The organism is Streptomyces sp. NPDC037083 (assembly GCF_055606485.1).
In genome coordinates, this window is sequence record NZ_JBVJSQ010000003.1 from 203601 (window position 1) to 219949 (window position 16349).

17 protein-coding genes are annotated in these 16349 nt (G+C 72.8%); 6 read left to right on the forward strand and 11 right to left on the reverse strand.

The features are described from left to right. Positions 1-8 precede the first annotated feature (8 nt). From ACZ7DE_RS09530 to ACZ7DE_RS09545, 4 genes are all read right to left on the reverse strand, one after another. A complete protein-coding gene (locus ACZ7DE_RS09530; RefSeq protein WP_470759171.1) occupies positions 9-455 on the reverse strand; it encodes a type II toxin-antitoxin system PemK/MazF family toxin in 447 nt (148 codons plus the stop codon). A 105-nt stretch (positions 456-560) separates the two neighbouring features. After that, a complete protein-coding gene (locus ACZ7DE_RS09535; RefSeq protein WP_470759172.1) occupies positions 561-2042 on the reverse strand; it encodes an SPFH domain-containing protein in 1482 nt (493 codons plus the stop codon). A 154-nt stretch (positions 2043-2196) separates the two neighbouring features. Then, complete coding sequence (locus ACZ7DE_RS09540) at positions 2197-2415, reverse strand: hypothetical protein (protein ID WP_470759173.1); 219 nt, start codon at positions 2413-2415, stop codon at positions 2197-2199. 26 nt (positions 2416-2441) lie between these two features. Further along, on the reverse strand, positions 2442-3863 hold the full coding sequence (locus tag ACZ7DE_RS09545; RefSeq protein ID WP_470759174.1) for an amidase: 1422 nt from the start codon (positions 3861-3863) through the stop codon (positions 2442-2444). 564 nt (positions 3864-4427) lie between these two features. Between ACZ7DE_RS09545 and ACZ7DE_RS09550 the strand changes: the two genes are divergently transcribed. Next, a complete protein-coding gene (locus ACZ7DE_RS09550) occupies positions 4428-5816 on the forward strand; it encodes a glycoside hydrolase family 43 protein (RefSeq protein ID WP_470759175.1) in 1389 nt (462 codons plus the stop codon). A gap of 105 nt (positions 5817-5921) precedes the next feature. Here ACZ7DE_RS09550 and ACZ7DE_RS09555 read toward each other — a convergent pair whose 3' ends face one another. Further along, the gene (locus ACZ7DE_RS09555; RefSeq protein WP_470759176.1) at positions 5922-7043 is read right to left on the reverse strand and encodes a PP2C family protein-serine/threonine phosphatase; all 1122 of its coding nucleotides are present in this window, start codon (positions 7041-7043) and stop codon (positions 5922-5924) included. 170 nt (positions 7044-7213) lie between these two features. Between ACZ7DE_RS09555 and ACZ7DE_RS09560 the strand changes: the two genes are divergently transcribed. The 3 genes from ACZ7DE_RS09560 (at position 7214) to ACZ7DE_RS09570 (ending at position 8440) form a co-directional block, all read left to right on the forward strand. Continuing rightward, positions 7214-7348 carry a hypothetical protein gene (locus tag ACZ7DE_RS09560; protein WP_470759177.1) on the forward strand — a complete coding sequence of 45 codons (135 nt, stop codon included), beginning with the start codon at positions 7214-7216 and terminating at the stop codon, positions 7346-7348. Beyond that, on the forward strand, positions 7345-7680 hold the full coding sequence (locus ACZ7DE_RS09565; RefSeq protein WP_470759178.1) for a hypothetical protein: 336 nt from the start codon (positions 7345-7347) through the stop codon (positions 7678-7680). Before ACZ7DE_RS09560 ends, ACZ7DE_RS09565 begins: the two co-directional genes overlap by 4 nt. An 85-nt stretch (positions 7681-7765) precedes the next feature. After that, positions 7766-8440: a formylglycine-generating enzyme family protein gene (locus ACZ7DE_RS09570; RefSeq protein ID WP_470759179.1), complete on the forward strand. Its 675-nt coding sequence runs from the start codon at positions 7766-7768 to the stop codon at positions 8438-8440. Positions 8441-8594: 154 nt separating this feature from the next. Here ACZ7DE_RS09570 and ACZ7DE_RS09575 read toward each other — a convergent pair whose 3' ends face one another. Beyond that, positions 8595-9584: a helix-turn-helix domain-containing protein gene (locus ACZ7DE_RS09575; RefSeq protein WP_470759180.1), complete on the reverse strand. Its 990-nt coding sequence runs from the start codon at positions 9582-9584 to the stop codon at positions 8595-8597. 65 nt (positions 9585-9649) lie between these two features. Then, the gene (locus ACZ7DE_RS09580) at positions 9650-10624 is read right to left on the reverse strand and encodes an alpha/beta hydrolase (RefSeq protein WP_470759181.1); all 975 of its coding nucleotides are present in this window, start codon (positions 10622-10624) and stop codon (positions 9650-9652) included. A gap of 243 nt (positions 10625-10867) precedes the next feature. Between ACZ7DE_RS09580 and ACZ7DE_RS09585 the strand changes: the two genes are divergently transcribed. Beyond that, on the forward strand, positions 10868-11839 hold the full coding sequence (locus tag ACZ7DE_RS09585; protein ID WP_470759182.1) for a TerC family protein: 972 nt from the start codon (positions 10868-10870) through the stop codon (positions 11837-11839). A 36-nt stretch (positions 11840-11875) separates the two neighbouring features. Here ACZ7DE_RS09585 and ACZ7DE_RS09590 read toward each other — a convergent pair whose 3' ends face one another. Together ACZ7DE_RS09590 and ACZ7DE_RS09595 are read right to left on the reverse strand one after the other, a co-directional pair. Beyond that, complete coding sequence (locus tag ACZ7DE_RS09590; RefSeq protein WP_470759183.1) at positions 11876-12823, reverse strand: FkbM family methyltransferase; 948 nt, start codon at positions 12821-12823, stop codon at positions 11876-11878. Between the two features lie 182 nt (positions 12824-13005). Further along, a complete protein-coding gene (locus ACZ7DE_RS09595) occupies positions 13006-13569 on the reverse strand; it encodes an NAD(P)H-dependent oxidoreductase (RefSeq protein WP_470759184.1) in 564 nt (187 codons plus the stop codon). Between the two features lie 119 nt (positions 13570-13688). On the opposite strand from ACZ7DE_RS09595, the gene ACZ7DE_RS09600 reads away from it, so the two are divergent. After that, the gene (locus tag ACZ7DE_RS09600) at positions 13689-14354 is read left to right on the forward strand and encodes a TetR/AcrR family transcriptional regulator (RefSeq protein WP_470759185.1); all 666 of its coding nucleotides are present in this window, start codon (positions 13689-13691) and stop codon (positions 14352-14354) included. A 160-nt stretch (positions 14355-14514) separates the two neighbouring features. Here ACZ7DE_RS09600 and ACZ7DE_RS09605 read toward each other — a convergent pair whose 3' ends face one another. Continuing rightward, complete coding sequence (locus tag ACZ7DE_RS09605; RefSeq protein WP_470759186.1) at positions 14515-15645, reverse strand: FAD-dependent oxidoreductase; 1131 nt, start codon at positions 15643-15645, stop codon at positions 14515-14517. Between the two features lie 20 nt (positions 15646-15665). Next, on the reverse strand, positions 15666-16337 hold the full coding sequence (locus ACZ7DE_RS09610; protein WP_470759187.1) for a TetR/AcrR family transcriptional regulator: 672 nt from the start codon (positions 16335-16337) through the stop codon (positions 15666-15668). Positions 16338-16349 lie beyond the last annotated feature (12 nt).

Consider the following 16349-nt stretch of genomic DNA (forward strand, 5'->3'; position numbering starts at 1 on the left):
GGCGAGGCTCAGGTCCAGCCGTAGCGCTGGTGCAGCCGCTGCCGCACCAGGTTGAACCGCATCCGGTCCAGCGCGCAGGCCTCGCGGCGCATGCCGTCCTCGTGCAGCCTCAGGACACGGTCGACGTCCACCCAGGAGTCCCGCCCGGTCCGGTCCCAGGGTCCGCTGCCGATCGGCACCCACTCACGGTCGCCGTCGTGGCGCTTGCTGGAGAGCTGCACGGCGAGGAAGGTCCCGCCCGCCTCCCGGGCGACGACGAGCACGGGACGGTCCTTGCCCCGGCCGTCGTTCTCCTCGAAGGGCACCCAGGTCCACACGATCTCGCCGGGATCGGGGTCGCCGTCGTGCGCGGGGGAGTACTCGGTGCGCACCCGGCCCACCTCGCGCGGGTCGGCCTCGACGGTGGCGGAGGGGCCGGAGCGGCCCGGAACGTCTGCATCGGTAAACGCGGTCACGGGGGCACCTTAAGGGCTGGCTCCGTGACCGCGTTTCACCGGCGTGGACTCACCCCGGTCCCACCCGCGGGCACACCCGAGGTCTCCCCGCGGGTCGACCGGTGATCACTTCTCCTCGACCGGCACCTTCTGCGAAGGCGGGCTCGCGATCCCGTTGAGCGACGAAGTCCCCTTCGGCGCCTGCCCGTTCTGGTTCATCGAGGCGAGCAGCTGACGGGCCAGACCGAGCCCCGTCCCGCCCATGGTGAGCGCCTTGGCGAACACGTCCGCCATACCGTCCGCGCCGTTGAGCAGCACCATGTTGTCGACGTTGCCGAAGGCGGACGCGCCCGCCCGCACGATCTCCGGCCAGTTCTCGGCGAGTTGCTGGGCGACGACCGCCTCCTGGTTCTCGGCGAGCGCGGCGGCCCGGGCCTTGATGGCCTCGGCCTCCGCGAGCCCCTGCGCCTTCGTCGCCTCGGCCTCCGCCAGACCCCTGGCCTGGGCGGCGGCCGCCTCGGCCTCACCGGTGGCCCGGGTCGCGGCCGCGGTGGCCGCACCCCGGGTCTTGGTCGCCTCGGCCTCGGCTCCGGCGGCCTGTTTGACCCGGGACGCCTCGGCGGCCGCCGCGAGCTCGGTCTCCTTCGCCTTGGCCTGAGCCGCCGAGATCCGGGCGTCGCGCTCGGCCTCGGCCAGCGTGCGCTTCTCGTACGCCTTGGCGTCCGCGGGCTTGCGCACGTCCGCCTGGAGTTGCTGCTCGCGACGGTGCGCCTCGAGTTCGGCGACCCGCGTCTCCTGCACGACGACCTCCTGCCGGGCGGCCGCGTCGGCGAGGGGCCCCGCCTGACGGGCCTTGGCGCCCGCCTTGTCACGCTCGGCCTGGTATCCGGCCTGCAGGATCTCGCTGTCCCGGGTGGCCTCCGCCATCCGTGCGAACGAGGCCTGCTCCGCCTCCGTGGCGAGACGGTTCGCCTCGGCCTGCGCGATGCGCGCGTCCCGCTGCACGGCCGCCGCGTGCGGCATCGCCAGGTTCTGGATGTACCCCGTCGGGTCCTCGATCTCGTGGATCTGCAGCGAGTCCACGATCAGGCCCAGCTTCTCCATCTCCGTACCGCAGGCGGCACGGGTCTGCCCGGTGAGCTTCTCCCGGTCGCGGATCATGTCCTCGACCGTCAACCCGCCCACGATGGAGCGCAGATGACCGGCGAAGACGTTGTGCACCCGCTCCGACATCAGCTTCTGCTGGTCGAGGAAACGCCGGGCCGCGTTGGCGATCGACACGAAGTCGTCGCCGACCTTGAAGATGACCACGCCCCGCACCTTCAGCGGGATGCCCTGATGGGTCACGCAGTCCACATGCAGCTCGGTCTCGTTCAGGTCCAGCGACAGCTTGCGCACCACCTGGACCCCGGGCATCACGAGCGTGCCCCGCCCGGTGACGATACGGAAGCCCATCCCCGCTTCCAGGCCCTCGGTGCGGTGGTTGGAGCCGGAGATGACGAGCGCCTCGTTGGGCTCGGCGACCCGCCACATCATCTTGAACAGACCGATCAGAACGAGCACGGCGACAACCGCCGCACCCGCAACGACGCCGACGACCATCGGCATTCGCCCCCTTTGCATGGTGCCCTTTCGGCACCGAACGAAGGGAGTGTGCGCCTGCCCGAGCCCAGGGTGAAGGCGACGGCGAATCCTTGTTGCAATCTTGACGCTTACGTTCCCGAAGGCTCACGAAGCGACTCTCACCTGGGCCGCAGCGGGCTCAACTGTCGTACGCCCGTGTGACGTAGACCGTCCTGGGCGGCAGGTGCTCCACCACCATCACCACCGTGCCGCACTCGATGCGGCCCGTGCCGTCCGCCGGGTGGGCGAGGAAGTGCTCGGCACCGCCGCGCACCCGAACGATCACCTCGCCTACGAGCCCCGGCCCGATCGTCCCGGTGACCCGCCCCATGAGCCCGACCATCGACGCGTCGTCCATGGTCACAGGGTACGGGCGGAACGCGCTCACCGGGCCGGGGAGTCGGCGACCGCCTCGCCCGGCCACAGCTCGTGCCAGCGCAGCTCCGCCTCCAGCTGCGCGGCGAGCGAGACCAGCAGCGGCTCGCTGTTCGCCGGACCGAGCAACTGCGCACCGACCGGCAGCCCGCCGCCCGCGAAGCCCGCGGGGACGTTGACGCCGGGCCAGCCCAGCACGTTCCACGGCCAGGCGTACGGACACGCGGCGATCATCGCGCGGTCGGTCGCGAATCCGCTCAGATCCAGCATGGCTCCGACGCGGGGCGGGGGAGCGGCCGTCGTCGGCGCGAGGACCACGTCGTACGTCTCGAAGAAGGCGCCGACGCGGCGGTGCAGGACCGCCTCGGCGCGTCGGGCCGCGCGCAGCGGCGCGCCGCCGAGCAGCCGGCCGAGCCGGGCGGCGTCGCGGGTGCGCCGGTCGAGGAGCGTGGGGAAGGGCGCTTCGGCGACCCGCTCCGCGATGCCCGCGGTCGCCCGGGGCACGAAGGCGAGCCCGATCGGCCCGTACGGCGGGTCGGCCTCCTCGACGGTGTGGCCCAGCCCGGCCAGCCTCTCGGCGACTTCCAGGACCCGGGCCCGCACATCGGGCCGCAACCGGGCGGGCGTGGCGGTGAACGGAGGCTTCAGCGCGAGCGCGATCCGCAGCCGGCCGGGGTCGCGGCCCACCGCCGCGGAGGCGTCGACGGCGGGCGGCCGGTGCGGGTCGCGCGCGTGGTTGCCGCTCGCCGCGTCGAGCAGCAGAGCCGCGTCGGCAACCGTCCTCGCCAGGGGCCCGTTGACGGTGATGCCGTGGAAGGACTCGCCGCGCGGCCAGGTCGAGACGCGCCCGCGCTGCGGCTTGATGCCGACCAGATGCGTCCAGGAGGCCGGGATGCGGACGGATCCGGCCCCGTCCGAGCCGAGCGCGGCCGGCACCAGACCCGCCGCCACCGCGGCCGCCGAGCCGCCGGAGGAGCCGCCCGGGGTGTGCTCGGTGTTCCACGGGTTGCGGGTCGCGCCGAAGGCCGGGCCCTCGGTGAAGGGCCACTGGCCGAACTCGCAGGTGTTGGTCTTGCCGACGATCACGGCCCCGGCCGCGCGCAGCCGCCGTACCGCCTCCCCGTCCTCGGCGACCGCCGGGTGAACGCCCTGGCAGCCGAAGGCGGTCGGCTCGCCCGCCACGTCCATGTCGTCCTTGACGGCGACCGGGACGCCGAGCAGGGGCCTGCGCACCCCGGCCGCCAACTCCCGGTCGGCCGCCTCGGCTTCGGCGAGCGCGGCCTCGGCCCGGACGATCCGGAAGGCGTTGAGCGTGCCCTGGCTCGCCTCGATCCGGGCGAGGGTGCGTTCCACGAGCGCGCGCGAGGACACCTCGCCCTCGGCCAGCGCGCGGGCGGCGGCCGTCAGACCTGCGGCACGGTCGGGCGTCATACGGGCACCTCCGGGACGACGATGTCTACCGCACGGTAACCTCTGCCGGCCGACCGACGGAACAACGCGCGGACGAGGGCGAGTTGCCGACGACGGATCGCCGGCGGTCGCCGTCCTCCAGCCGGTGCGTGATCGGCGGATCGCCCGCGGATCACCTGCGCCGCGCTCGGATCACCTGCGGTTCGTACTCGGGTCGCGGGTGCGGCCGGCTCGCGACTCTCGAGGCCGGTCGGCGGATCGCTCGCGGGTCGGCTGCGCATGCGCCCGTGATGTGCCTGTCGTTCCCGCCTGCGCATCGCCCGTGTGCGGTTCGCGGTTCGCCCGGGGCTCGCGCAGGGGCCGCGGGCGTCGGTCGGCGGGCCGGCGGGCGTCGGCCCGGCTGTCCGTCCGTCATGTGGTGTCCGGCCGCGAAGGGGCGGGCGGGTCCGTCGCGCACAGGTGCCCCACAGGCGTTCCGGGTTCCTGCGCAAAGGATTGACGCACTCCTGCCCCACCCCTACCTTCTGATCGACTTTCCGAACTTTGTTCGGGATTTCGGACCTTGAGCCGTAGGAGAGCCGCACCATGACGACCCGCCCCCGCACCCCGTCCCGCCGTTCCCTGCTGCGCGCGATGGCCGCCCTGCCCGCCGCCGCACTCGTGCTCGGCGAGGCGCCCGGCCTGCTCGGCACGGCCCTCGCCGCCGCGCCGCCCGCCGGATCGGCCACCCGGTACACCATCGTCCCGTTCCTCAACAGCAACGACGGCACGGTGAACGTCTACCAGTCCGACGACGCCACCGACTTCCGGCTGGTGCAGTCCTCCGCCTACACCCCGCCCAGCAACCGCATCCGCGACGCGAGCCTCTTCAAGCACGCCAACGGCTACTACTACATCACCTACACCACCCACACCTGGCAGGACACCAGCACCACCATCGGCTTCGCCCGCAGCTCCGACCGCGTCAACTGGACGTTCCTGTACGACTACACGGTCCCGATCGCCAACCTCTCCCGCGCCTGGGCGCCGGAGTGGTTCGTCGACAGCGACGGCAGCGTCAACGTCATCGTGTCCTGCTCGACGACGAACGACGAGTGGATCTTCACGCCGTACCTTCTCAAGGCCACCAACTCCGCCCTGACCACGTGGAGTTCACCAGTCGTCCTGTCCGGCATCGGCGCGAACCACATCGACACGTACATCGTGAAGACCGGCTCGACGTACCACGCCTTCACCAAGAACGAGACGGCGAAGTACATCGAGTACGCGACGGCGCCGAACCTCGCCGGCCCCTACACGATCAAGAAGACCGGCGACTGGGCGGGCTGGGGCAGTTACCGCGAGGGCCCGAGCGTCATCCAGCTCGACAACGGCGGCTGGCGGATCTTCTTCGACGGCTACGGAGACGGCAACTACTACTACAGCGACAGCTACGACGCCTTCGCCACCTGGACCGCGCCCAAGGCGCTGCCCGGCATCTCCGGCACGGCACGTCACTTCACGGTCATCAAGGAGACGGTGACCGGCGGCCCGACCCTGACGAAGAACGCCACGCGCTCCCTGCGCTCCGCCAACTACACCACCCGCTTCTGGCAGGAGCAGTCCGCCCTGCTCAACCTGCCCGTGGTGACCAGCTCCAGCACCACCGCCGAGAAGCAGGCGTCCACCTTCACCGTCGTGGCGGGACTCGCGGACGCGAACGCCTACTCCTTCCGCGACGCGGCCGGCAACTACCTGCGCCACTACTCCTTCCGCGGCCGCTTCGACGCCAACGACGGCACGTCGACCTTCGCGAAGGACGCCACCTTCATCGCGCGGACGGGCTCGACGAGCGGTTCGATCCGCTTCGAGTCGTACAACTACCCCGGCTACTACCTGCGCCACTACAACTACCAGCTGCGTGTGGAACAACCCGACGGCACCGACCTGTTCCGCCAGGACAGCTCGTTCGTGCCGGTGACGCCCTGGGCCTAGCAGGCCCACACCCTCCGGGCAACGGAAGGGGGACGGTTCCGGGACGGTCTCGCCGTCGGCCGTGAAGAACCGGTGCGCCGAACGGGTGTGCGCCGGTCTTCGCGGTCAGCGGGCCGGGGACCGGCGGACGGTCAGGACGGCGACGTCGTCGTGCCGGCGACCCTCGCCCGCGAACGCGCGGGCGTCCTCGTGGAGCACCACGGGCAGTTCGGTGGGGGAGAGGTCCAGGTAGGTCGTCAGTCGCTCGTCGACCGGGTAGAACGCGCCGTCGTCGGCGCGGGTCTCGGTGAGTCCGTCGGTGGTCAGCACCAGCGTCGAGCCGTCCGGGAACGCGAACCAGTCCACGGTGGCCGGCTCGACGGCCAGTTCGGCGAGCCCGAGCGGGACGCTCGTGTCCAGCGACGGAATGGTGACGGCCCCGTCGTGCACCAACCGGGGCGGCACATGACCGCAGTTGACGACCTGCGCGTCCGCCCCAGCGTCGACGCCGACGACGAGCGCGGTGACGAACCGTTCGTCCTCACCGGTCTGTTCGGCGTAGGAGTTGTGCCGGACGACCGCCGCGTCCAGGGCGTCGACGAGCGCCGTGAGCGTCGGCTCGCGGTACGCCGCCTCACGGAAGGCGCCGATGACGGCGAACGCCGCGCCCACGGCGGCCAGTCCCTTGCCCTGCACGTCGCCGATCAGCACCCGCGTGCCCCAGGGTGAGGCGACCACGTCGTAGATGTCGCCGCCGACCAGCCGGTCCTCCTGCACGGGTACGTAGACGCCGTTGACCAGGACGTCGTCGGTGAGCAGGGGCAGCGGGTGCAGGATGTGCCGCTGCATGGCGGCGGCGGTGGAGCGCAGCCGCAGCATCTCGTGCTCGCGCCCGATGCGCCGGTGGCAGGCGTACACGGAGGCGGCGCCCAGGGCGAGGGTGAGCAGCACCAGCAGCGCCCGGTCGAGCCAGCGGCCCCCGTCACCGGCGCGCACCAGCAGGGTGAAGGTCACGAAGAGAGTGGTCCACGCGGCGACGAACTTCGTCTGCTGGACGGTGCACAGCGCCGACGCCGTCCCCGGCAGGAAGACCAGGAGCCCCAGGAGCCACACCTCGGAGCCGGACAGCACGCCGAGGACCTCCACCAGGACGGTCACCGCCAGCACGCCGACGACCGTCTCGGCGTTGCCCGGGGGCTCGATGGCGTCGAGGGAGTCGGCGGCTCTCTTCCGACGGATACCGGTCATGGGAACTCCCGGGCAGACGGTGATCTCTCTGTACCTTAGACAGGCCGCCGTCCCGGCCGCCGCCACGGCGTAGCAGGTGAACAGCCGCGGGAGTCCGGCCGTACCCCTTGTCGAACGCCCGTCCGCCGGAGCGGGGACAACGGCGCCGGCACCCGACTACGGAGTGGTACGTGTTTCTGCGGCCCACGGGCCGCCGCGCGCGCGGCGCCGCACTGGCCGGCGGCCTGGCCCTGCTCTCCCTAGCCACCGGGTGCGGCGGCGATGACGACACCGCGGAGAAGAGCGCGCCGAGCCGCCGGCCGTGACCGCCGCTCCCGCGGCCGGGGTCGTGGCGCCGGCGAAGGCCGAGGTGATCGCCGGGCTGACCGGCTGCACGGCCAAGATCCGCATCGAGGCGGACGAGCTGCGCCAGGGCGTCTGCCACACGAAGGAGGCCGACTACCTCGTCACCACCTTCCCCGAGGAGCAGTACAAGGAGGCGTGGCTGGACGCCGTCCACTTGGGCCAGTACCTGGTGGGCACCCGCCGGGTCGTCAGCGCGCAGCCGAAGATGCTCACCGAGTTCCGGCCCAAGCTCGGCGGAACGATCCGGCAACTGGGCGGAGCGGGCCCGACCCCTGCCCCGCAGGCGCCGTGACAGGTCCGGGCCCTCGCGCGCCTCGCCGGCCTGCCCCGCCGCTGCCGTGCCCACCCGGCGCGGTCGGCGATGAGATCATCTGCTCATGGACGTGGGGGCGCTGGGCCGGACGATGATCGCCGTACCGCCGGGGAGGGTCACCCTCTCGGACCGGCGGACGCAACGCACGTGGACGGTCGACGTGGCGGGCCACCGGCTCGCGGCGCACCCGGTGACCCGGGAGCAGTACACGCGTGTCACCGGCCGGCCCCCGGACGGCCCCGGGTCTGACCGGCTGCCGGTCGAGGGCGTGTCCTGGTGGGACGCCGTCCACTTCTGCAACGCGCTCTCCGCGAGCGAAGGGCTGGCGCCTGCGTACCGGGTCCGGGCCGACGGCGAGGCCGTCGACGTGGACGGCTCGGCCGACGGGTACCGGCTGCCCACCGAGGCGGAGTGGGAGCACGCCTGCCGCGCCGGCACCACGGGACCGCGCTACGGGCCGCTCGACGACATCGCCTGGCACCGGGGGAACTCCGGGGAACGGATCCACGAGGTGGGCGGCAGGCTCCCCAACCCGTGGGGTCTGCACGACATGCTGGGCAACGTGTGGGAGTGGTGCTGGGACCTCTACGACCCCGAGGTCTACGGCGCCTACCGGGTCCTGCGCGGCGGCGGCTGGTTCGACGAGCACTGGAGCTGCCGGGCCTCGGTGCGCCGCCGCAGTCACCCCACGTTCCGCGTGGACGACGTGGGTTTCCGTCTCGCACGGACGATGCGCTGACGGCCGTTCGCGACCAGTGACCTGCGGCCTGCGACCTGTGGCCCGTGACCTGCGCGGCCTGCGATCCGGGATCCGCGATCACGGGGTGGTCGGAGACGGGCCCGCCGACGGCCGCCGGACCCGTCCCGCCGGGGACCCACGAGCGTGGCGGGCGCTAGGAGCGCGACAGCCGCCGCATGGTCAGCGCGAGGTGCAGCCGCAGCCGGCCCTGGGGGGTGCGCACCGGCCACCCCAGCAGATGCTCGGCGTGGGCCAGCCGGTCCTGGAGCGTGGAGTGGTGGACGTTCGCCTCGGCCGCCGCCGCCCGCAGACTGCCCGTGGCCGTGACGGCGTGCAGGGTGGCGAGCAGCCAGGGGGCGTCCGCGGCGGCGGCCTCGAGCACGAGGACGTCCGCGGGGGGCTCGGCCCCCGCTGCGACGAGGTCGGCCAGCAGGGCGAGGCCGCCGAGTTCGTCGGCGTGCACGACCCGGGGGCCGGGGTCCTGCGCGGTCCCCTCCGCGGCGAACCTGAGCGCGGTGCGGGCGGCGGCCCAGGAACGCGGCAGGTCGGCCACGGGCACGGCGGGCCCGACACCGGCCCGGCCGGCGGGAACGGTGTGCGGGGCGTCCGCGGGCAGCACCCTGGGACGTTGGCCGTGAACGGCCAGCGCGCGGGCGGGGACGGCGGGGTCGAGGCCGAGGCGGCGGGCCGCGTGCAGCCGGGCCGGTTCGGCGGCCGTGGCGTCCAGGAGGGTCTCGACCAGGGCGGGATCGTCCAGCGGCGCCCGACCGCGGGTGCGGTCGAGGACCAGGCGTGCCGCGACGGCCGCCCTTTCCAGGATCACGGCGTCCACCACGCCGGGTTGCGCACCGGCGCGTTCCAGCCACAGCGCGGGAGCGCCGCCGGGCGTCAGGGGCGCGGACGGCCAGTCCTTGTCGGGCGGCAGGTCCGTGTCCCGGCGGGTGCCGTCGGCCTCGACCCGGATCCGCACCAGCCGGTCGGCGTCGACGAGCCGCGCGGGCGCCCCGGACAGCACCGCGGCCCCGCGCACCAGCGCCTCCACCCCGGCCCGTGACTCGGCGAGCCGGTCGAAGTAGGCGATGACGCGCACGGCTGCCCCGGCGTCGGGGTCCAGGGCGGTCAGGCGTCCGGCCAGCTCTTTCATACGGACATGATGCGGCACCCGCGCCCCTGCGAGGAGGGCGGCGGCCCCGCCGCATCGGCCGGGTGCTACTCGGCGAGCAGTCGGCGCAGCCAGTCCAGGTGGGCCGCGCGGGCGGACTTCGACAGTGCCGCCTGCGGTGCGAAGCCGTCGAAGCCGTGGAAGCCGCCCGGCCAGACGTGCAGTTCCGCGATCCCGCCGGCCTGCCAGATGCGGGACGCGTAGGTGACGACCTCGTCGCGGAAGGTCTCGGCGGAGCCCACGTCGAGGAAGGCCGGGGGCAGCCCGGACAGGTCCTCGGCACGGGCGGGAGCCGCGTACGGGGAGACGTCCGGGCCGCCGCGCCGCTCGCCGAGCAGGGCCGTCCACCCGGTCTCGTTGGCCGTGCGGTCCCAGACGCCGATGCCGGCCATCTGGTGACTGGAGAAGGTGTCGTTGCGGTCGTCCAGCATCGGACACATCAGCAGCTGCCCGATCGGCCGGGGCCCCCGGCGGTCGCGGAGCAGCAGGGCGAGGGCCGCGCTGAGACCGCCGCCGGCGCTGGCACCGGCGATCACGATCCGCTCCGGGTCCGCGCCCAGTTCCTTGGCGTGCTCGGCCGTCCACAGCAGGCCGGCGTACACGTCCTCGACCGGGGCCGGATGCGGGTGCTCGGGCGCCAGCCGGTACTCGACGGACACCACGACCATGTCGAGGTCACGGGCCCAGTCGAGGACCACGTCGATGCCGACCCGGTTGTTCCCGATCACCATTCCGCCGCCGTGCACGTGGTAGACGACCGGACGCGGCCGGTCCGGGGCCGGCGAGGTCGGGCGGCAGATCAGCAGCGAGATCTCGGGGGAGCCCTCCGGCCCCGGCACGGTGCGGTCCTCGACCTCGAAGGCGCCGCCCGCGGTCAGGTCGAGCTGGGCGAGCAGCTCGATGCCCGGTCCCTGGCGGACGGTTTCGATGTCCTCCGGGGACAGCCCCGGCTGGATCATGTCCTTGATGAGTTCCAGGCCGGCGGCGAGTTCGGGGTCGAAGGGCGGCGGCAGGGACGTCATGGGTTTCTCCTTCACGCGGAACGCTGATGCGCGGCGGGGCCGTGCCGCTCATGTTCGGTGCATCCACCGCCTTCCGGAGCACCGCCGTACGGCGGAACCTGCCCGCCATTCGGCGGGTGACACCGTCCGGGCTCCTGGAGATTGCCAGGACATGACCTTTTGTTCACCGGTGCGGGGTGGAAGGAATCCGGCCGGCGCGACAACGTTTTCCATCCCCCCCCACACAGTCCGGGAGTACCACCGGTGGACGTCTCGACCTCCGTCTGGCTGCTGACCGTCGCGGGTCTCTGCCTGCTCGTCGCCGCCGACTTTCTCATCGGCCGCAGGCCCCATGACGTGTCGGTCCGGGAGGCCGGGGTCTGGACGGTCGTCTGGGTCGTTCTGGCCTGTCTGTTCGGCCTGGGGCTGTTCGTCTTCGCGGGCGGCGGGCCGACGGGCGAGTTCTTCGCCGGGTACATCACCGAGAAGTCGCTGAGCGTGGACAACCTCTTCGTGTTCGTGCTGATCATGGGCAAGTTCGCGGTGCCCACGCAGTACCAGCAGCGGGTGCTGATGGTGGGCGTGCTGCTGGCCCTCGTGCTGCGGGCCGTCTTCATCGCCGCCGGTGCGGCGATCATCTCGACGTTCTCCTGGGTGTTCTACCTTTTCGGCGCGTTCCTGATCTGGACGGCCTGGAAGCTGGTCCAGGACGCGCGCAAGGACGACGAGGCGGAGTACGAGGAGAACAAGCTGCTCAAGGCCGTGGAGCAGCGTTTCGGCGTGGCCGACCGCTACCACGGCACGAAGCTGTGGATCGAGCAGAACGGCAAGCGGGTCATGACGCCGATGCTCGTCGTGATGCTCGCGATCGGGTCCACCGACGTGCTGTTCGCGCTGGACTCGATCCCCGCGATCTACGGGCTGACCGAGGACCCGTACATCGTCTTCACCGCCAACGCCTTCGCCCTGATGGGCCTCAGGCAGCTGTACTTCCTCATCGGCGGTCTGCTGAAGAAGCTGGTGCACCTCAGCTACGGCCTGTCGATCATCCTCGGCTTCATCGGCGTCAAGCTGCTGCTGCACGCGCTGCACGAGTCCGGCGTCCAGGTGCCGGAGATCGGCATCCCCTTCTCGCTCGGCTTCATCGTGCTCGTCCTCGCGGTCACCACCTTCACCAGCCTGCGGGCCGCGCGGCGGCAGGAGGCGCAGGCGTCGCACGACGCCCCCGCGGTGTAGGCGCGGCGACCACGCCACGGTGTGGGCGCGACCCCGCTACGGTGCGGGCGCCGCGTCCGCGCGCATCAGCACGCAGTCGAACTCGATCACCCGTCCCGTGGTCGCCTCCCGCGTCACCGGGTACATGCCGGTGATGCCGAACCCCGCGCCCTCGTACGTGGCGACGGCCTCGCCCATGCCGGGGCTGCCCTCGTACAGCTTGAGCACCGCGACCTCGGACTGCATCCCCACGAACTCCGCGATCCGCTCCCCGGCCCCGGCGAAGACCTCCAGGTCGTAGCCCTGGGTGTCCATCTTGAGGAAGGGGCGCGGTTCGGTGAGGCCGTCCAGCGCCTCGTCCATGACGTCGGCCAGCCGGCGGACGCGGATCTCCTCCGTGTCGGCCTTCGTGAAGCGGCTGTAGCGGCCCTTGCCGTAGTCGCTGGCCGACAGCAGGGAGTTCATGGTCTTCCAGCCGATGTGGATCTCCGCCGTCGTCTCCTCACGGCCCAGTCCGCACTGGTACACGTGCCAGGCGGGGTCGTCCGCGGCGGCCTTCTCCAGCCGGGCGAACGTCTCCGACGTGGGCTCGAAGGACACGATCCGGCCGGTGTAGCCGAGCTTGCGGAGCCGCTTGGCGTACTGGCCGGTGTTGGCCCCGACGTCGAAGACGCAGTTCACGCCGTACAGCTCCAGCATCGCGGTGACGTGCTGGGTGCACAGGTATTCGGCGGCCGCCAGCTGGAGTCTGCGCTCGTCGCGCCGGTCCGGGGCGTCCATGAGGAGGACGGCGCCGGTGTCGCCCAGCCGCACGGCGTCGCCCTCGGCGATCCCGGCCCGCTCGTCTTCCCGCGTCCGCCTGAGGATCCAGGTGTCCTTGCCCGCGCCCGTCGCCAGATACGGACGGCCGCGCCGTGAGACCACCGCCGTACCCGGTCCGAGGTCGGTCACCTGGACGCCGATCCGGGGCATCAGAGCCAGCAGTCGTCGATAGAGGGTCTGCATTCCCCAGCCCTATCAGACGGGACGCCGAGCGGTCTGCGGCTTGAACGACTTTCGTCCCTTCCGACACCCGACCTGCACTCGTCCGGGGTCCGGCTCCGCGCCGGAGCGGCGGCGCACACGGCGAACGGGGCCCGGAGAAGATCTCCGGACCCCGTCCCGCGCCCCTGCGGGCGTCAGGCCGTTCAGGCGGCCGCGACCTCGCCCGCGTGGCCGTGCAGACGGGTCACGACCTCGGTCAGCTGGGCGGCGACCTCGGCGTCGTCCACCGGGTGGGTCTCGGCGAAGCGGGTCAGGGAGCCCGGGATGGAGAGCTTGAGGTCCTCGATCACGTTGCCGCCGGCGATGCCCACGGCCTTGCGGGCCTCGTCCTGCGCCCATACGCCGCCGAACTGGCCGAACGCGGTGCCGACCACGGCGACGGGCTTGCCGCCGAAGGCGCCGGCGCCGTAGGGGCGCGACAGCCAGTCGATGGCGTTCTTGAGGACGGCCGGGATGGTGCCGTTGTACTCGGGCGAGAAGAGCAGGAAGGCGTCGGCGGCCTGGGCGGCCTCGCGCAGCTTGGCGGCGGCGGCCGGGACGCTGCCCTCGACGTCGATGTCCTCGTTGTAGAAGGGGATCTCGGCCAGGCCCTCGAAGAGGTCGACCTCGGCGCCCTCGGGAGCGACCTTGACGGCCGCCTCGGCGAGCTGGCGGTTGGTCGAACCGGCGCGGAGGCTGCCGACGAGCGCGAGGATGCGGACAGACATGGGTTACTCCCAGAGGCTGAAACGGTGCCGTAACGAATCCGGACCGAAGTCCGTTTAATGTTCTAGCATCCCAACCGGACCGCGGTCCAGTTTCATTCCCAGTGCTTTACGCTGAGTTCATGTCCGCCGTTCTGCCCCCCTGTCCCGATCCCGAGGAGACCACCGGCGAGCCCGAGCTGCTGCACTTCGGGGCGTCCGGCGACGAGCCGTGCCTGCGCGCCGACGCCGCCCGCAACCGGGCCAGGCTGCTCGACGCCGCGGCCCGGCTGATCGCCGAGCACGGCGCCGCCGGGGTCACGATGGAGGCGGTGGCGAGCGCGGCGAACGTGGGCAAGGGCACCGTGTTCCGCCGCTTCGGCGACCGCACCGGGCTGCTGACCGCGCTCCTCGACCACTCCGAGCGCAACTTCCAGGCGGCTTTCCTCGGCGGCCCCGCCCCGCTGGGCCCGGGCGCACCGCCCGTGGAGCGGCTGCGGGCCTTCGGCGAGGCGATGCTGAGGCGCACCGTCGACGAGCTGGACCTGCAGCTGGCGGCCGAGCCCGGCCCGGAGCGCCGCTACTCGGTGCCGCCGCGCCGCGTCCATCACGCCCACGTGGTGCTGCTGTTGCGCCAGGCCCTGCCCGACGCGGACGCCGAGCTGCTCGCCCACACGCTGATGGGATACCTGAACCCCGTCCTCGTCCACCACCTCACCCGCCAGTGCGGTCTGCCGCCGGCGCGACTGGAGGCCGGCTGGCGCGAACTCGTCGACCGTGTGACGAGCGGGGAGTCGAGCCGGGAATGACGTCCGTCGGGGAATGACGTCCGGCCGAGGGTGACATCCGTCCGGGGCGACGGCCTGTCGCGGGTGGCGTCGGGTCGGGATTGACGGGCTGCCGCGGGTGGCGTCCGGCTGGGGGCGACGGCCAGGTCGTGCGTGGCGTCCGATCAGGGGCGCCGGCCGGTCAGGGGTGGGCCGTGAACAGGTCGACGACGGCCCGCGGCGCGTCCTCGGCGAACAGGGCCGCGCCGCTGTCGGCGGACGCGGCGGCGGCCGCCGCGCTGCGCGGGAACAGCTTCTCCTCGTAGGCGGCCAGCGCGGCCTCGGGCTCGCCCGGGTGCGCGGCGAGGGCCAGGCCCAGTTCGGCGCCGTCCAGCATCGCGAGGTTGGCGCCCTCGCCCGCGAACGGCGACATCAGATGGGCCGCGTCGCCGAGCAGGGTGACGCCGGGGACGCGGTCCCAGCGGTGGCCGACCGGCAGGGCGTGGATCAGGCGCGGCACCAGCGGTCCGTCGGCGTCCGCGACCAGCGCCCGCAGGCTCTTGTCCCAGTCCGCGAAGTGCTCCAGCACGTACGCCTTCGCCGCCTCGGTGTCACGGAAGTCCACACCGTCGGCCCACTCCTCGCCGACCCGCAGCGCGGTGTGGACGTGAAGGCTGCCGTTGGGTTCCCGGTGGGCGAGGAAGCCCTTGCCGTGGCCGAGCGCGAAGAGGAAGCCGCCGCCGACGACCCCGGCGCTCACCGGGTGGCGCACGTCCGCCTCCAGCAGGTCCGTCTCGACGAACGACACGCCCGTGTACGCGGGACGCGCGTCGGACAGCAGCGGGCGGATCCGCGACCAGGCGCCGTCGGCGCCGACCAGCAGGTCCGTGGTGAAGGCGGCGCCGTCCGCGAGGGTCACCTCGTGCCGCCCGCCCTCCAGCGGCCGTGCGCCGGTGACCTTGGAGCCCCAGCGGACGGTTCCCTCGGGGAGCGAGCCGAGCAGCAGGTCGCGCAGGGCGCCCCGGTCGACTTCTGGGCGCTCGCCGGTCCCGTCGTCGGCCTCGGCGTGACGGACCACGGCGTCCTTGTCGAGGACGCGGACGGCCTGGCCGCCGGGCAGGACCAGGCCCCTGAACCGCTCGTGCAGTCCGGCGGCGCGCAGGGCCTCCTGGCCGGAGTCCTCGTGGATGTCCAGCATGCCGCCCTGGGTGCGGGCGGCGGGGGAGGCTTCCAGATCGAGGACGGTCGCCTCGACGCCGTGCACGTGCAGCACGCGGGCCAGGGTGAGGCCGCCGAGTCCGGCGCCGATGATCGCTATGCGGTGATGTTCCATGGTGAGGTCTCCTTCGTCGGTCATTCGGGTGCGCCGGTCCGCTCGATGCCGCTGATCAGCGTCTGGATCCCCCAGGACAGGCGGGCCTCGGGCGGGCCCGACAGCAGGGGGTCGGCGAGTGCGGCGATGCGCGGGTGGGTTCGCTCCGACGCGCCGTGCACCGCGTGCCTCAGGGCGTCCCAGTCCTCCTGGGAGGCCTCGTCGGTGTGCTCGGCCGCCGTCGCGGTGGCGTGCTGGAGCAGCAGGTCCACGCCCCACGCGGCCTGCGCGTCGGGCACCCCGCCCTCGTCGAGCAGTGCCAGCAGGGTCTCGATCAGGTTCAGGTAGTGCGGGCCGCTGGGCCGGGCGGTGAGCGCCGAGCGGGCGAGGTCCGGATACTCCAGGAGCATCGCGGTGTACGTGGTCAGCACCCTTTCCAGCCGCTCCCGCCAGGCGCCCCCGGCCGGGGCCGGACCGACCGTGCCCAACAGCTCGTCGAGCACGGCGGCGTGCAGCTCCGCCGTGCTGCGGACGTACACGTAGAGGGAGGCGGGGCCGGTGTCGAGCTCCTCGGCCAGGCGGCGCATGGTGACCTTGCGCAGACCTTCGGCGCGCAGCACCGCCACGGCGGCCGCCACGATGCCCTCCCTGGTCAGGGCTGGCTTGGCCGGGCGCTCTCGACGGCTGCGCGGAGTTTCGGGGCGTGCTGTCATGCGCCCAAGATA

Coding starts and splice junctions, on each gene's coding strand:
- ACZ7DE_RS09535 (WP_470759172.1), bottom strand. CDS start 2,042: ATGCCGATGGTCGTCGGCGTCGTTGCGGGTGCGGCGGTTGTCGCCGTG.
- ACZ7DE_RS09540 (WP_470759173.1), bottom strand. CDS start 2,415: ATGGACGACGCGTCGATGGTCGGGCTCATGGGGCGGGTCACCGGGACG.
- ACZ7DE_RS09545 (WP_470759174.1), bottom strand. CDS start 3,863: ATGACGCCCGACCGTGCCGCAGGTCTGACGGCCGCCGCCCGCGCGCTG.
- ACZ7DE_RS09550 (WP_470759175.1), top strand. CDS start 4,428: ATGACGACCCGCCCCCGCACCCCGTCCCGCCGTTCCCTGCTGCGCGCG.
- ACZ7DE_RS09555 (WP_470759176.1), bottom strand. CDS start 7,043: ATGACCGGTATCCGTCGGAAGAGAGCCGCCGACTCCCTCGACGCCATC.
- ACZ7DE_RS09570 (WP_470759179.1), top strand. CDS start 7,766: ATGGACGTGGGGGCGCTGGGCCGGACGATGATCGCCGTACCGCCGGGG.
- ACZ7DE_RS09575 (WP_470759180.1), bottom strand. CDS start 9,584: ATGAAAGAGCTGGCCGGACGCCTGACCGCCCTGGACCCCGACGCCGGG.
- ACZ7DE_RS09580 (WP_470759181.1), bottom strand. CDS start 10,624: ATGACGTCCCTGCCGCCGCCCTTCGACCCCGAACTCGCCGCCGGCCTG.
- ACZ7DE_RS09590 (WP_470759183.1), bottom strand. CDS start 12,823: ATGCAGACCCTCTATCGACGACTGCTGGCTCTGATGCCCCGGATCGGC.
- ACZ7DE_RS09595 (WP_470759184.1), bottom strand. CDS start 13,569: ATGTCTGTCCGCATCCTCGCGCTCGTCGGCAGCCTCCGCGCCGGTTCG.
- ACZ7DE_RS09600 (WP_470759185.1), top strand. CDS start 13,689: ATGTCCGCCGTTCTGCCCCCCTGTCCCGATCCCGAGGAGACCACCGGC.
- ACZ7DE_RS09605 (WP_470759186.1), bottom strand. CDS start 15,645: ATGGAACATCACCGCATAGCGATCATCGGCGCCGGACTCGGCGGCCTC.
- ACZ7DE_RS09610 (WP_470759187.1), bottom strand. CDS start 16,337: ATGACAGCACGCCCCGAAACTCCGCGCAGCCGTCGAGAGCGCCCGGCC.